Source organism: Enterobacter sp. FUJ80071 (assembly GCF_038739915.1).
In the GTDB taxonomy this organism is placed as follows: Bacteria; Pseudomonadota; Gammaproteobacteria; order Enterobacterales; family Enterobacteriaceae; genus Enterobacter; species Enterobacter kobei.
The window spans coordinates 3045806-3060212 of sequence record NZ_JBBXKH010000001.1 but is presented as its reverse complement, the minus strand read 5'-3'; the positions used below and the strand labels follow the sequence as shown (position 1 = coordinate 3060212).

Sequence of the window (14407 nt, the reverse complement as noted above, 5' to 3'; positions counted from 1 at the left end):
GATATAAAAAAACCGGGGAAATTCCCCGGTTTTTTTATTTGTGGCGCTTACGAAGATTCTCGATCACCGCCGTCAAATCCAGCTCCTGATCCTGCAGCAGTACCAGAAGGTGATACATCAAATCCGACGCCTCGTTGGTCAGCTCCTCGCGGTCATGCACCGTCGCAGCCAGCGCGGTCTCAACGCCTTCTTCCCCTACCTTTTGCGCAATACGCTTGGTTCCGCTGGCGTACAACTTCGCAGTGTAAGAGCTTTCAGGATCCGCCGTTTTACGCTCTGCCAGCAGCTGTTCCAGTTGATACAGGAACAGCCACTGGTGGCTCGCCTCACCGAAGCAGCTGCTGGTGCCCTTGTGGCAGGTCGGCCCGATCGGATTGGCCAGCACCAGCAGGGTGTCGTTATCGCAGTCTGGCGCCATGCTGACCACATTCAGGAAATGACCTGAGGTTTCACCTTTGGTCCACAGACGCTGTTTCGTGCGTGAGAAAAACGTCACCTTGCCGCTGTCGATCGTTTTCGCCAGCGCGTCCTGGTTCATATACCCCAGCATCAGCACTTCGCCTGAGACGGCATGCTGTACAACCACCGGCAGTAATCCGTCAGTTTTTTCCCAGTCCAGCTGCGCCTGTTGTTGCTCTGTTAACATACCCTGATCTCCACGCCCTGGTCGGCCAGGTACGTCTTTAACTCACCAATATTAATAATCTGTTTGTGGAACACGGACGCCGCCAGCGCACCGTCTACGTTCGCATCACGGAAAGCTTCCAGGAAGTGCTCCATGGTGCCCGCACCGCCGGAGGCAATCAGCGGCACGTGGCAGACCGCGCGGACTTTTTTCAGCTGCTCGAGGTCATACCCGTTACGCACGCCGTCCTGGTTCATCATGTTCAGCACAATCTCACCCGCGCCGCGCTTCTGCACTTCCTGCACCCAGTCCAGCGTTTCCCATTGGGTGACACGCGTCCGGCTCTCATCACCGGTATACTGGTTGACGTGATATTTACCGGTTGCAGCGTCATACCAGGTGTCGATCCCAACCACAATGCACTGCACGCCAAAGCGATCGGCCAGACGAGTAATCAACTCCGGGTCGGCCAGGGCAGGGGAGTTGATGGAAATCTTGTCGGCACCAAAAGAGAGAATTTTGGCCGCGTCGTCAGCGGACTTAATCCCGCCCGCGACACAGAACGGAATATCAATCACTTCCGCCACGCGCGCGACCCAGCTTTTGTCGACCACGCGACCATCGCTTGAGGCGGTGATATCGTAAAAGACCAGTTCGTCTGCGCCTTCATCGGCATAACGTTTTGCCAGCGGAACGATGTCGCCAATAATCTCGTGGTTGCGGAACTGCACGCCTTTCACAACCTGACCGTCGCGTACGTCAAGACAAGGGATTATCCGTTTTGCCAGCATTGAATCGCCTCCGTTACAGTAAATTTACCTTCCAGCAGGGCACGGCCTACAATCACACCCTTTACACCGGTACCGCGCAGCGCAGCCACGTCGTCTATATCGCCGATGCCGCCTGAAGACTGGAACGCCACCTGCGGATAACGTGCACAAACCTCTTCATACAGCGAGACATTAGAGCCTGCCAGCGTACCGTCGCGAGAGATATCGGTGCACAGCACGTGCTTCAGGCCAACGGGCAGATACATCTCGACCAGTTCTTCCAGCGTTACCCCGGAGTTTTCCTGCCAGCCGCTGATCGCCACCTGCTTATTACCTTGTTCGTCAATGCGAACGTCCAGCGCCAGCACCAGCGCATCGGCGCCGAAGCGGCGGAACCAGCCTTTCACGGTCTCAGGATCGTTGACCGCGGTTGAGCCTACCACCACGCGCGCCACGCCTGCATCCAGCAGTGCCGCAACGTCCTCTTCCGTACGCACGCCGCCGCCGACCTGTACGGGCACATTAACGCCAGCAACCAGGTTTTTCAGCAGCGGGATCTGTCGTTTCGCCGGATCTTTCGCGCCCGTCAAATCCACCAGATGCAATACCTGCGCGCCCTGAGCCGCATAATCCTGCAGACGCGGCAGCGGGTCGTTCCCGTAGTCACGCTGCTGGCCGTAATCGCCCTGATGCAGACGGACAACCGTGCCGTCAATTAAATCTAAAGCGGGAATGATCATCACATCTCCAGGAAGTTTTTCAGCAACTGCGCGCCCGCGGCGCCCGAACGTTCCGGATGAAACTGCACGCCGAAGAAATTGTCTTTCTGCACCGCGGCAGTAAATGCCTCGCCGTAGTTGCACTGGGCGATGGTATGGGCGTTCACCGGCATGGCGTAGCTGTGCACGAAGTAAAAATACGCACCGTCTTCGATGCCGCGAAACAGACGGTCACCTGCTTTCGCGTAAACGCGGTTCCACCCCATATGCGGTAGCGGCAGGCCGTGGTCGGTCATTTTCGGTACGTCTTCGTCAATAATACCCAGCAGGTCAACGCCGTTGCTCTCTTCGCTGCGGCGACCCAGAAGCTGCATGCCTAAGCAAATCCCCAGTACCGGTTGGGTACAGGCTTTGATCAAATCGACCAGCTCGCGCTCGTGGATCTGATCCATCGCCGCCTGGGCGGTGCCTACGCCGGGCAGGAAAAGCTTGTCGGCGCGCAATACCACGTCCGGATCACGGCTCACCACCGGCTCGTAGCCGTGGCGCGCAATGGCCGATTTGACGGAGTTCAGGTTGGCGCATCCGGTATCCAGAATCACCACGTTCATCACAGCACTCCTTTCGACGAGGGAAGGGCGTCACCTTCCACGCGGATCGCCTGACGCAGCGTACGGCCAAAGGCTTTAAACAGACTTTCCACGCGGTGGTGATCGTTTTTGCCTTTCGTTTTCAGATGCAACGTCAGGCCCATGGTGTAGGACAAGGAACGGAAGAAATGCTCCACCATTTCGGTGCTGAGATCGCCCACGCGCTGGTAGGTGAAGTCGGCTTTGTATTCCAGGTGCGGACGACCGGAGATGTCCATCGCGCAGCGCGCCAGACATTCGTCCATCGGCAGAACAAAACCAAAACGGTTGATGCCGCGTTTGTCGCCGAGCGCCAGCTTCAGGGCTTCACCCAGCGCCAGACCGGTATCTTCTACGGTGTGGTGATCGTCAATGTAAAGGTCACCCTTCACCGAGATTTCCATGCGGAAACCGCCGTGGGTGGCAATCTGGTCCAGCATATGGTCAAAGAAACCGACACCGGTGTGGATCTTGCTGCCGCCTTCACGGTCCAGCCAGACCTTCACATCAATCTGTGTCTCTTTGGTGTTGCGTTCAACGTGCGAGTAGCGGTCACGTTTTGTCAGCTGTTCGCCAATCTTTGCCCAGCCAAGATTGTTGCGGTCGTAGCGAAGCCCCGCAATGCCCATATTTTCCGCCAGCGTAATATCAGTGATGCGATCCCCGATGACATAGCTGTTGGTTTTATCCAGCATATCCTCAGCCAGATAGCGCTCAACCAGCTTCACTTTTGGCTTACGGCAGTCGCACTCATCGGCTGGCATGTGCGGGCAAATCAGTACCTCATCGAACACTACGCCCTGAGAGGTCAACACCTGCATCATTAAATTATGGGGGCCGTCAAAGTCTGCCTGCGGGAAGCTGTCGGTACCCAGACCGTCCTGGTTGGTAATCATCACCAGCTTATAACCGGCTTTTTGCAGCGTAAGCAGCACCGGTATCACGTCTGGTTCAAAAGCCAGTTTGTCGAAACGATCGACCTGAAAATCGGCTGGTGGCTCCGAAATAAGGGTGCCGTCACGATCGATGAAAAGGATCTTCTGGGTCATACTTTCTCCGCTTTCAGGGCGTCAATCACGCGCTGGCTCTCTGCGCGGGTGCCTACGGTAATGCGCAGGCAGCCGCTCAGGGAAGGTTGTTTATTCTGGTCTCGTAAGATAATGCCCTGATCCCACAAAGATTTAAATACGGCACACGAGGCGGTAAAACGCACCAGGATGTAATTGGTTTCCGAGTCAAACACCTGCTCCACGCACGCAATATCCTTCAGGGCGGTGACCAGGTACTGGCGTTCTTCCAGGATCTGCGCCACGCGTTCGCGCATCGCATTAATGCCCTGAGGCGTCAACGCCTGTGCCGCAATATCCGCAACCGGCGTGGAGAGTGGATACGGGGCGATGACTTTCAAAAGCAGGTCGATGACTGCTTTATTCGCCAGGGTGAATCCGCAGCGCAAGCCCGCGAGGGCGAAAGCCTTCGACAGTGTGCGCAGGACAACAAGATGCGGATACTCCTCAAGCCAGCCTGTCAGCGTCGCCTGTGGGCAGAACTCAATATAGGCTTCGTCCGCGACCACCAGCGCTTTACCGCGCGTCATTTCCAGCAGGGTACGGATATCCTGTGGCGTGATAATCTGCCCGGTTGGATTGTTCGGGCTGCAGACAAACACGACTTTTACGCCGTCAAGATTGTCGGCAATCCCCTGCAGATCCAGCTGCCAGTTCTCCAGCGCCTGCACGTTGCGGCACGCCACGCCGAAGGTTTCGGCGCTGACGCTGTACATGCCGTAGGTCGGCTGGCAGTACATTACTGCGTCTTTTCCCGGCTCGCAGAACGCGCGGATCAGCAGTTCAATGCCTTCGTCTGCCCCACGGCTGACCAGCACCTGCTCCGGTTTCACGCCTGCGTACTGGGCATAGTTTTCGATTACCGCTTTCGGCTGACACTCCGGATAACGGTTCAACGTTTGCTGCGACAGCTCAAACTGCACCGCCGTCGGGAATTCGTTGGCGTTCAGCCAGACATCGCCTTTGCCACCCAGGCGGCGCGCGGACTGATAAGGCGTCAGGCGACGGACATTTTCGCGGGCTAATTCTTCAATGTTCATGCTTGCTCCTTCAGCGCAGCAACGCGCAGCGTAACGGCATTTTTGTGGGCAGTCAGACGTTCGGCGGCGGCCAGCGTCTCAATAGTTGAAGCCAGCGAGGCAAACCCTTCTCGGGAAAGTTCCTGCACGGTCATCCGTTTCTGGAAATCTGCCAGGCCCAGGCTGGAACAGGTTGAGGTATAGCCATACGTCGGCAGAACGTGGTTGGTACCAGAAGCGTAGTCGCCCGCGGATTCCGGTGACCAGTCGCCGAGGAACACCGAGCCAGCGCTGGTAATGCTGTCGACCAGATCGCGGGCGTTGCGGGTCTGAATAATCAGATGCTCCGGGCCGTACTGGTTGGAAATAGCAATGCACTGCTCCAGGTCACGCGCCACAATCAGGCGGCTGGCGGATAACGCCTGGCGTGCCGTGTCGGCACGGGGCAGGTCGGCAAGCTGACGCTCAACGGCCTCACCCACACGTTTAGCCATATCGGCGTCCGGTGTCAGCAAAATGACCTGTGAGTCCGGGCCGTGTTCAGCCTGTGAAAGCAGGTCGGACGCCACGAAATCCGGCGTTGCGCCGCTGTCGGCAATCACCAGTACCTCAGAAGGGCCGGCTGGCATATCAATTGCCGCACCGTCCAGACGCTGGCTGACCTGGCGCTTGGCTTCGGTTACATACGCGTTGCCCGGTCCAAAGATTTTGTCGACCTTCGGAATGGACTCAGTCCCGAACGCCAGGGCCGAAATGGCCTGAGCACCGCCCACTTTATAGACTGCCTGTACGCCGCACAGCTTTGCCGCATAAAGGATCTCATCGGCAATCGGTGGCGGAGAGCACAGCACCACTTTCTGGCATCCGGCGATACGCGCCGGGGTTGCGAGCATTAATACGGTTGAAAACAGCGGCGCTGAACCGCCAGGGATATAAAGCCCGACTGACGCCACCGGGCGAGTCACCTGCTGACAACGCACGCCGGGCAGGGTTTCCACGTCCACGGTCGGCAGTTTCTGCGCGACGTGAAAGGTCTCAATGTTTTTCACCGCGACGGCCATCGCCTGTTTGATGTCGTCACCGAGGCGGCTTTCCGCCTCCGCGATTTCCTGCCCGGTGACCTGTAGCGCGTCCACTTCGGTTTTATCAAACTTTGCACTGTATTCACGCAGCGCGTCATCGCCACGCGTTTTGACGCTATCAAGGATCTCCGCCACGGTGCGGGAGATGCTTTCGGAGGCGGAAATCGCCGGGCGCATCAGCAGCTCGCGCTGCTGTGCGTCGCTACAGGTATTCCAGTCGATGATTGTGTTAAAACGCATGGCCGTTACTCCATCATCTTCTCAATTGGCAGCACCAGAATGGAGCTTGCGCCCAGTGCCTTCAGTTTTTCCATGGTTTCCCAGAAGAGGGTTTCGCTACTGACCATGTGCATTGCCACGCGCTGCTGATCGCCCGCCAGCGGCAGAATGGTTGGACGTTCTGCGCCCGGCAGCAGGGCAATCACTTCATCCAGACGCTCGGTCGGCGCATGCATCATGATGTATTTGGATTCACGTGCCTGAATCACGCCCTGAATACGGGTCAGCAGTTTGTCGATGAGCTGCTGCTTGGCATCGGCCATATCGCCATCACGCTGGATCAGACACGCTTTGGAGCGGTAAATCACTTCGACCTCGCGCAGGCCGTTCGCTTCCAGCGTCGCGCCGGTAGAGACGAGGTCACAGATAGCGTCCGCCAGACCCGCACGCGGTGCCACTTCAACCGAGCCGTTCAGCAGGCAGGATTTAAACTGCACGCCTTTCTGATCCAGATAACGCTTTAAGAGGTGAGGGTAGGAGGTGGCGATACGTTTGCCATTCAGCGCGGCCGGACCGTCCCAGGGTTCATCAACCGGCGTTGCCAGCGACAGGCGGCAGCCGCCAAAATCCAGACGACGCAGGGTGAAGTAACGCGGGTCTTCGCCCTGTGCACGGCGGGTCAGCAATTCTTCTTCCAGCACGTTTTCACCGATAATCCCGAGATCAACGACGCCATCCATGACCAGGCCTGGAATATCGTCATCACGCACGCGCAGAATGTCGATCGGCATGTTTTCAGCCAGAGCAATCAGGCGCTGGGTGTGCAGGTTGATTTTAATCCCGCAGCGGGCCAGCAGTTCGCGTGAATCATCACTCAAACGACCTGATTTTTGAATAGCTATGCGTAAGCGTGAGTTATCTAACATTCTTTATTCCTCGTTAACCTGTTTTAACCTGTCTGAATTTGGTCCAAAAAAAAGCCCCCGGAAGAAGATCTTCCGGGGGCTTTATCATGCGTTCATGCACCACTGGAAGATCCAAACGTCTTCCAGCACACATCGCCTGAAAGACTAGTCAGGATGATGGTGATGATGGTGGTGTTTAAATTGAACGCGTGTCATATAAATTCTCGATGAATGCTTATTCATTTGATGTCTTTTAACCTAAACCAGTTGTGTGACAGATTGCAAGGGCTTTTTTTGATCATTAATTCATTTCATATTGATGCTATGAATTGTGTGTTCTGCCAGGCTGGCGTAGCCTTATGAAAGACGAGTGAGAGTCAGGAGAATTCGCATGAAAAAGGTCGCGATTGTCGGTTTGGGCTGGCTGGGAATGCCGCTGGCGATGTCATTAGCCGCGAAAGGCTGGCAGGTGACCGGGAGCAAAACGACGAGGGATGGGGTCGAAGCGGCACGCATGTGCGGTATTGATGGCGTTGAACTGCGTCTGGAACCGGAGCTGGTGTGTGATGCGGACGATCTGGACACGCTAATGAACGTCGATGCGCTGGTGATTACGCTACCCGCGCGGCGCAGCGGCCCGGGTGAATCATTCTATCTGCAGGCGATGCAGGAGATTGTCGACAGTGCCCTTGCGCACCATGTTCCGCGTATCATTTTTACCAGTTCGACGTCGGTCTATGGCGATGCTCCGGGCGTAATGAAAGAAGGAACTGAGCGCCGTCCGGTGACCGCGAGTGGCAAGGTCCTTAAAGAGCTGGAAGACTGGCTGCATAATTTGCCCGGCACGCAGGTGGATATCGTCCGTCTGGCGGGGCTGGTCGGCCCCGGGCGGCATCCGGGACGCTTTTTTGCCGGGAAATCGGCGCCGGACGGGCAACATGTCGTCAATCTTGTTCATCTTGAGGATGTTATTGGCGCGATTGAGCTACTCTTAAAAGCTCCAAAAGGTGGACACATCTATAATATATGTGCACCTTCTCATCCTTCGCGCAGCACGTTTTACCCGCTGATGGCGCGTCAGCTTGGCCTGGCTCCGCCGGTTTTTGCTGAGGCAAAGGACGAAAGCAAAGGCAAAATTGTTGATGGCAATCGCATTTGTCATGAGCTGGGGTTTGAGTATCAATATCCCGATCCGCTGGTGATGCCCATGGAATAAGTCCCGCAGCGGAAACGATCGCACACCGGAAGGGGGCGAGCATGAAACCGCTGCTGGATGTTCTTATTATTCTGGATGCACTGGAAAAAGAGGGGAGCTTTGCGGCTGCTTCAGCAAAGCTCTATAAAACCCCTTCGGCATTGAGTTACACCGTTCAAAAACTGGAAAGCGATCTTAATATCCAAATCCTCGATCGCACCGGACATCGCGCGCGTTTTACCCGTACCGGACAGATGCTGCTGGAAAAAGGCCGCGAAGTCCTGCACACCGTTCGTGAACTGGAAAAACAGGCCGTCAAGCTCCACCAGGGATGGGAGAACGAGCTGGTCATTGGCGTGGATGATACCTTTCCGTTTTCTCTCCTGACCCCACTGATCGAAGCGTTTTATCAACATCACAGCGTCACCCGGCTTATCTTCATCAACGGTGTGCTTGGCGGCTCCTGGGATGCCTTAACGCAGGGCAGGGCAGATATTTTTGTCGGGGCATTGCATGAGCCTCCCCAGCTGAGTGAATTTGGCTTTGCCCGACTTGGCGTGCTGGAGCAGGTGTTCGCCGTGGCGCCTCATCATCCGCTGGCTCAGGAGCCAGAGCCCCTTAACCGTCGCGTGATTAAAGGCTATCGCGCCATCGTGGTGGGGGATAACGCTCGCCCGGAATGTTCGGTTTCCTCGCAACTGCTTGATGAGCAGGAAGCCATCACGGTTTTTGACTTTAAAACTAAGCTGGAACTGCAAATTAGTGGACTCGGCTGCGGCTACTTACCGCGCTATCTGGCGCAGCGGTTTATTGATAGCGGTGCGCTTGTTGAAAAACAGGTACTTGCTCAAAGCAGTAACGAATCGGTATGGATGGGCTGGAATGAACAAACCGCCGGGCTTGCGAGCGCCTGGTGGCGGGATGAAATTTTAGCAAATAGTGCTATCGCGGCAATTTACTCTCAGCCCGGCGTCCAGAAATCAGCCAGTTAGCAGAAAGAAAACGGCCCGGTGCGTTGCAAAGTATTGCCTTTTGTATCCGATGTGGGGCAAAATGCCGCCGCTGCAACCAAATGAATAATCGACGATATAAAAGGCGTCGGTTATTTTTTTTTGCATGTACGAAACGAAACTAAAAACCAAGAGGCCGGGCTTCGTACCGGATAGATATTTACTAAAATCCGACAGTTGTTGTCGCTGAGGAAGAAAGAAATGGGGCAATTTTTCGCTTACGTGGCGGTTATCACCGTAAAGGAGAATAACTATGTCGCATAACGCAACTCCAAACACCTCTCGCGTGGAATTACGTAAAACGCTTACGTTGATTCCGGTTGTTATGATGGGCCTTGCCTATATGCAACCGATGACGCTGTTCGATACATTCGGTATCGTATCGGGCCTCACCAACGGTCACGTTGCGACGGCGTACGCCTTCGCACTGGTCGCGATCCTCTTTACCGCGCTGAGCTACGGAAAACTGGTCCGCCGTTTCCCGTCAGCAGGCTCTGCGTACACCTATGCTCAGAAATCCATTAGCCCGGCAGTTGGCTTTATGGTGGGCTGGTCATCTCTGCTGGACTACCTGTTCATGCCGATGATCAACATTCTGCTGGCAAAAATTTACTTTGAAGCGCTGGTGCCTTCCGTGCCGTCGTGGATCTTTGTTGTCGCGCTGGTGGCCTTTATGACCATTTCTAACCTGCGCAGCATCAAGACCGTGGCAAACTTCAACACCCTGATTGTTATTCTGCAGATGGGCATCGTGGCAGTTATCGTCGGCCTGATCATCTACGGTGTTTCTCACGGTGAAGGTGCGGGCACGCTGACCAGCACGCGTCCATTCTGGTCTGAAGGCGCACATGTTGTGCCGATGATTACCGGTGCGACGATTCTGTGCTTCTCGTTCCTGGGCTTTGACGGTATCTCTTCTCTTTCAGAAGAGACCAAAGATGCTGAGCGCGTGATCCCGAAAGCGATTTTCCTGACGGCGCTAATTGGCGGCCTGATCTTCATCGGTGCCTCCTACTTCCTGCAGCTGTACTTCCCGGATATCTCTCGCTTTAAAGATCCGGATGCGTCGCAGCCTGAAATCATGCTTTATGTAGCGGGTAAAACGTTCCAGTGGGGCGTGCTGATTTTCTCCAGCGTGACCGTACTGGCATCCGGTATGGCGGCACACGCAGGCGTTTCTCGTCTGATGTATGTTATGGGCCGTGACGGCGTGTTCCCGACTCGCTTCTTCGGTTATGTGCATCCAAAATGGCGTACTCCGGCGTGGAACGTGCTGTTGGTTGGCGCGATTGCGCTGATGGCGATTAAATTCGACCTGGTAACTGCAACTGCGCTGATTAACTTCGGTGCGCTGGTGGCGTTCACCTTCGTTAACCTCTCCGTGATTTCGCAGTTCTGGATCCGTGAGAAGCGCAACAAAACGCTGAAAGACCACTTCAACTATCTGGTGCTGCCAGTGTGTGGTGCGCTGACGGTGGGTGCGCTGTGGATTAACCTGGAAGAGAGCTCTATGATTCTGGGGCTGATCTGGGGCGGTATCGGCCTGGTTTACCTGGCCTGCGTAACGAAGAGCTTCCGTAACCCGGTTCCTCAGTACGAAGACGTTGCGTGATGACTCGCCGGGTGGCGCTAGCGCTTACCCGGCCTACAAAACAACACTCCTGTAGGCCCGCGTAAGCGAAGCGCCACCGGGCAAAAAAAAGCGGAGACCATCGTCTCCGCTTTTTTATGTCTGATTTTCAGACTATCTCTTGCGCGTACTGGAACAGCGCTTTCAGCAGCGCCTGTTTCTCTGCATTCCCTTCGTACTGACCGTAAAGCATCTCCAGCTCCTGGGCGTAGTTGTGCAGATACTCTGGCGTAAACACGTTACGACGATGCTGCAGCCAGCGCTCCTGCTCTGTTTCATCCAGCGTGCCGGGGTAGTTACGTGCGCGGTAATTAAACATCAGCTTTTCGATGCGTTTATCGGCGAAAGTGATGTCCAGCGCCGGCAGGTTCCGCGGCTCGGTTTGCAGGACAATATTCATCGCTGCACGGTCGGCATCGCTGAAGAAGCCATTGTAGAGCTGTGCATCGACGTTTTCCGACGGCACAAACGGCTCCGCTTCGGCGAAGATCGCGACCACTTTCTCGCGTACCTGCGGATTTTCGCGCAGCACTTTCAGGTTATCCAGGCAGTGCTGACGGTTAATGCCCAGCCTGTCAGCATCCTCCGGGCGCAGCGTATTCGCCTGCGCCAGTACCGGACATTTATTGATATGCACCAGTTTGACCGGCACCGCGGGCAGGTCACCAAGCTCATTTTTCGGAGTGTAGAGCCGTTCGCGCAGGGTATCGCTGTCAAGTTCCAGCAGCGGCGAAATATCGCCCGCTAAATCCACCATGATAACGGCGTTACGGTTGTCCGGATGCCACGCCAGCGGTGCCACCCAGCTTGTATTGCCGCGCCAGGCACCGAACATACCGGAGATATGCACCAGGGGTTTCATCTGCGGCACGTCGATAAGGGTCATGAGCTTCTGCTTGCTGCGATGGCTCAGCAAATACTCAAACAGCCGGGGCTGCGCGGCTTTCACCAGCTTCGCCATGGCAATAGTGGCATAGACGTCCGCCATTGCGTCGTGGGCATTGCTGTGCTCAATGCCATTAGCGCGCGTCAGGTGTTCCAGGCGGAAGCTCGTCAGACCTTCCTCATTTTCCGGCCAGTTGATGCCTTCAGGACGCAGGGCATAACAGGCGCGCATGATATCCAGCAGATCCCAGCGCGAGTTGCGGTTCTGCCAGCTCCAGGCGTACGGATCGTAGAAGTTGCGATAGAAAACGTTGCGGGTCACTTCGTCATCGAAACGGATGTTGTTGTAACCGACCACGCAGGTATTGGGGACGGTAAACAGATCGTGGATGCGGCGGGCGAATTCCGCCTCGTTCACCCCTTTCTCCCGCGCTTCCTGAGGGGTGATCCCGGTGACCATGACCGCGCCTGGCTGCGGCAGGTAATCATCAGCAGGTTTGCAGTAAAAGACCTCAGGCTCGCCAATGATGTTGAATTCGTCGTCGGTACGGATGGCGGCAAACTGCGCCGGTCGGTCCAGCGCCGGGTGCGTGCCAAAGGTTTCATAGTCGTGGAATAAAAAAGTGGGGCGTGCGGCAGAGTCAGACACCAGTAATACCATCCTGTTAAAAAATGACGCCACTATGGTAAACGATCGTGCGGGTCAGACCGAATAAAAAGCGCCGCCGTGGTGCAAATTTGCGAGACAGATTCAGCGTGAAACCTGCGTTCTGTCACATTTTTTTGCAATTAAGCCAGGTAACGACATCAGAACTCCCGTAAAAAGGTCATCGATTTTTAATGACCTGAGGATATACCGTTGAAACGCCGTCTGTTTATTGCTGTTTCTTTACTCGCTTCGAGTATCTCATCTGCTTTTGCGGCCGAACCGCTGGATTTTTCCCCGCAGCCTCCGGCCATTCAGGCGGGCTCGTGGGTGCTGATGGATTACACGACTGGTCAGATCTTAACGGCGGGCAACGAACATCAACAACGTAATCCGGCGAGCCTTACTAAGCTGATGACGGGTTATGTGGTTGATCGGGCCATTGATAGCCATCGCATTACGCCGGATGACATTGTCACCGTAGGCCGTGACGCATGGGCCAAAGGGAACCCGGTTTTTGACGGATCATCCCTGATGTTCCTGAAAGAGGGCGATCGCGTTTCCGTGCGGGACTTAAGCCGCGGGCTGATTGTGGATTCCGGCAACGACGCCTGCGTGGCGCTGGCCGATCACGTAGCGGGTGGGCAGCCGCAGTTTGTGAAGATGATGAACGACTATGTGCAGAAGCTGAACCTGCGCGATACGCACTTTGAAACCGTCCATGGGCTTGATGCGCCGGGTCAACACAGCTCGGCCTATGACCTGGCCGTTCTCTCCCGGGCTATCATTCACGGTGAGCCTGAGTTTTACCATATGTACAGCGAAAAGAGTCTCACCTGTAACGGGATCACCCAGCAAAACCGTAACGGCCTGCTGTGGGATAAAACCATGAACGTGGATGGCCTCAAAACGGGGCACACTTCTGGCGCGGGCTTTAACCTGATTGCTTCCGCCGTTGACGGTCAGCGCCGTTTAATCGCGGTGGTGATGGGGGCGGACAGCCCGAAAGGGCGCGAAGACCAGGCCCGGAAACTGCTGCACTGGGGTCAGCAGAATTTCGATACGGTGCAGATTCTGCACAGCGGTAAAAAAATAGGGGCAGAGCGTATCTGGTACGGTGATAAAGAACAGGTAAATCTGGGTACGGATCAGGACTTCTGGCTGGCTTTACCGAAAGCGGAAGTGGCGAACATTAAGGCGAAATACGTTCTGGATAAAAAAGAGCTGGAAGCGCCGATTGCCGCACATCAGCGGGTTGGGGAGATCCAGCTCTATGACCGCGACAAAGTGGTGGCACACTGGCCGCTGGTCACCCTGGAACGTGTTGATAAGGGTGGGATTTTCTCTCGCCTCAGTGATTACCTGCACCAAAAAATCTAACCTTTCTGAGCAGACTGGCAGGGTTGCGAGTCTGCTCACATAATAAACACTCCTCGTTTGCCGATAATATTGTTCCTGTTTTATAGTGTATAAATATACAGTAATAAGCGGAGGCAGTATGGACTACAGCATCAAGCAGCAACAGAAGCGTAAGATTGCGGGTTTTCATCTTGTTGGGCCGTGGGAAAAAACGGTTAAGCAGGGATTTGAACAGCTGGTCATGTGGGTGGACGGACGTCACATTGAGCCGCTGGAGTGGGTGGCGGTCTACTACGATAATCCTGATGAGGTCCCGGCGGAAAAACTGCGCTGTGATACGGCCGTTACGGTACCGGAGGATTTTGTTATCCCGGATAACAGCGAAGGCGTCATGATGACGGAAATCGCGGCGGGTGATTATGCTGTGGCCACGGCGCGTGTGGAAAACTACGACTTTGCAACACCGTGGTATCAGTTCTTCAATTCCCTGTTGCAGGACAATAAATACCAGATGGCGCTCAAACCCTGCTTCGAACGCTATCTCAATGATGGCAACGCGGACGGTTACTGGGATATCGAAATGTTTATCGCGGTAGAGCACAAAACGGCTTAAGCCTGCTAAATGAAGGGTTTTTCAGCCGGGTGTG

At 55.3% G+C, this 14407-nt stretch carries 16 protein-coding genes and 1 other annotated feature; of the genes, 6 read left to right on the top strand and 10 right to left on the bottom strand.

Annotated elements, in window-relative coordinates; all coding sequences use genetic code 11:
* Window positions 1-34 precede the first annotated feature (34 nt).
* The 9 genes from hisIE to hisL all read right to left on the bottom strand — a co-directional run bounded on the left by hisIE (window position 35) and on the right by hisL (window position 7251).
* On the bottom strand, window positions 35-646 hold the full coding sequence (gene hisIE, locus AAER43_RS14960; RefSeq protein ID WP_014884472.1) for a bifunctional phosphoribosyl-AMP cyclohydrolase/phosphoribosyl-ATP diphosphatase HisIE: 612 nt from the start codon (window positions 644-646) through the stop codon (window positions 35-37).
* On the bottom strand, window positions 640-1416 hold the full coding sequence (gene hisF / locus AAER43_RS14955) for an imidazole glycerol phosphate synthase subunit HisF (protein WP_023330862.1): 777 nt from the start codon (window positions 1414-1416) through the stop codon (window positions 640-642). Before hisF ends, hisIE begins: the two co-directional genes overlap by 7 nt.
* The gene (gene hisA, locus AAER43_RS14950; protein ID WP_023330861.1) at window positions 1398-2135 is read right to left on the bottom strand and encodes a 1-(5-phosphoribosyl)-5-[(5-phosphoribosylamino)methylideneamino]imidazole-4-carboxamide isomerase; all 738 of its coding nucleotides are present in this window, start codon (window positions 2133-2135) and stop codon (window positions 1398-1400) included. The genes hisF and hisA overlap by 19 nt, the downstream gene beginning before the upstream one ends.
* Complete coding sequence (gene hisH, locus AAER43_RS14945) at window positions 2135-2725, bottom strand: imidazole glycerol phosphate synthase subunit HisH (protein ID WP_014884470.1); 591 nt, start codon at window positions 2723-2725, stop codon at window positions 2135-2137. Before hisH ends, hisA begins: the two co-directional genes overlap by 1 nt.
* Complete coding sequence (gene hisB / locus AAER43_RS14940) at window positions 2725-3792, bottom strand: bifunctional histidinol-phosphatase/imidazoleglycerol-phosphate dehydratase HisB (protein ID WP_023330860.1); 1068 nt, start codon at window positions 3790-3792, stop codon at window positions 2725-2727. Before hisB ends, hisH begins: the two co-directional genes overlap by 1 nt.
* Window positions 3789-4850 carry a histidinol-phosphate transaminase gene (gene hisC / locus AAER43_RS14935; protein ID WP_050862477.1) on the bottom strand — a complete coding sequence of 354 codons (1062 nt, stop codon included), beginning with the start codon at window positions 4848-4850 and terminating at the stop codon, window positions 3789-3791. The genes hisB and hisC overlap by 4 nt, the downstream gene beginning before the upstream one ends.
* A complete protein-coding gene (gene hisD, locus AAER43_RS14930; protein ID WP_023330858.1) occupies window positions 4847-6151 on the bottom strand; it encodes a histidinol dehydrogenase in 1305 nt (434 codons plus the stop codon). Before hisD ends, hisC begins: the two co-directional genes overlap by 4 nt.
* A 5-nt stretch (window positions 6152-6156) precedes the next feature.
* A complete protein-coding gene (hisG, locus tag AAER43_RS14925; protein ID WP_023330857.1) occupies window positions 6157-7056 on the bottom strand; it encodes an ATP phosphoribosyltransferase in 900 nt (299 codons plus the stop codon).
* A gap of 45 nt (window positions 7057-7101) precedes the next feature.
* Window positions 7102-7225: a sequence feature (His leader region), on the bottom strand.
* Window positions 7201-7251: a his operon leader peptide gene (gene hisL, locus AAER43_RS14920; protein ID WP_001364200.1), complete on the bottom strand. Its 51-nt coding sequence runs from the start codon at window positions 7249-7251 to the stop codon at window positions 7201-7203. (Overlaps the previous feature by 25 nt.)
* Before the next feature lie 175 nt (window positions 7252-7426).
* On the opposite strand from hisL, the gene AAER43_RS14915 reads away from it, so the two are divergent.
* The 4 genes from AAER43_RS14915 (at window position 7427) to AAER43_RS14900 (ending at window position 10852) form a co-directional block, all read left to right on the top strand.
* Entirely contained in the window at window positions 7427-8251 is an 825-nt protein-coding gene (locus tag AAER43_RS14915) for an SDR family oxidoreductase (RefSeq protein ID WP_023330856.1), read from the top strand.
* 41 nt (window positions 8252-8292) lie between these two features.
* Complete coding sequence (locus AAER43_RS14910; RefSeq protein WP_045134941.1) at window positions 8293-9222, top strand: LysR substrate-binding domain-containing protein; 930 nt, start codon at window positions 8293-8295, stop codon at window positions 9220-9222.
* A gap of 219 nt (window positions 9223-9441) precedes the next feature.
* Window positions 9442-9504: a membrane protein YoeI gene (yoeI, locus tag AAER43_RS14905; RefSeq protein WP_099458931.1), complete on the top strand. Its 63-nt coding sequence runs from the start codon at window positions 9442-9444 to the stop codon at window positions 9502-9504.
* On the top strand, window positions 9494-10852 hold the full coding sequence (locus AAER43_RS14900) for an APC family permease (protein WP_014884463.1): 1359 nt from the start codon (window positions 9494-9496) through the stop codon (window positions 10850-10852). The genes yoeI and AAER43_RS14900 overlap by 11 nt, the downstream gene beginning before the upstream one ends.
* A 127-nt stretch (window positions 10853-10979) precedes the next feature.
* On the opposite strand, the gene sbcB is transcribed toward AAER43_RS14900, so the two are convergent.
* Entirely contained in the window at window positions 10980-12407 is a 1428-nt protein-coding gene (sbcB, locus tag AAER43_RS14895; protein WP_169810625.1) for an exodeoxyribonuclease I, read from the bottom strand.
* A 207-nt stretch (window positions 12408-12614) separates the two neighbouring features.
* Here sbcB and dacD point away from each other — a divergent pair, with 207 nt between their 5' ends.
* Entirely contained in the window at window positions 12615-13781 is a 1167-nt protein-coding gene (dacD, locus tag AAER43_RS14890) for a serine-type D-Ala-D-Ala carboxypeptidase DacD (RefSeq protein ID WP_050862475.1), read from the top strand.
* A gap of 118 nt (window positions 13782-13899) precedes the next feature.
* Window positions 13900-14373, top strand: coding sequence for a DNA gyrase inhibitor SbmC (gene sbmC, locus AAER43_RS14885; protein ID WP_014884460.1), 474 nt, complete (start codon window positions 13900-13902; stop codon window positions 14371-14373).
* Window positions 14374-14407 lie beyond the last annotated feature (34 nt).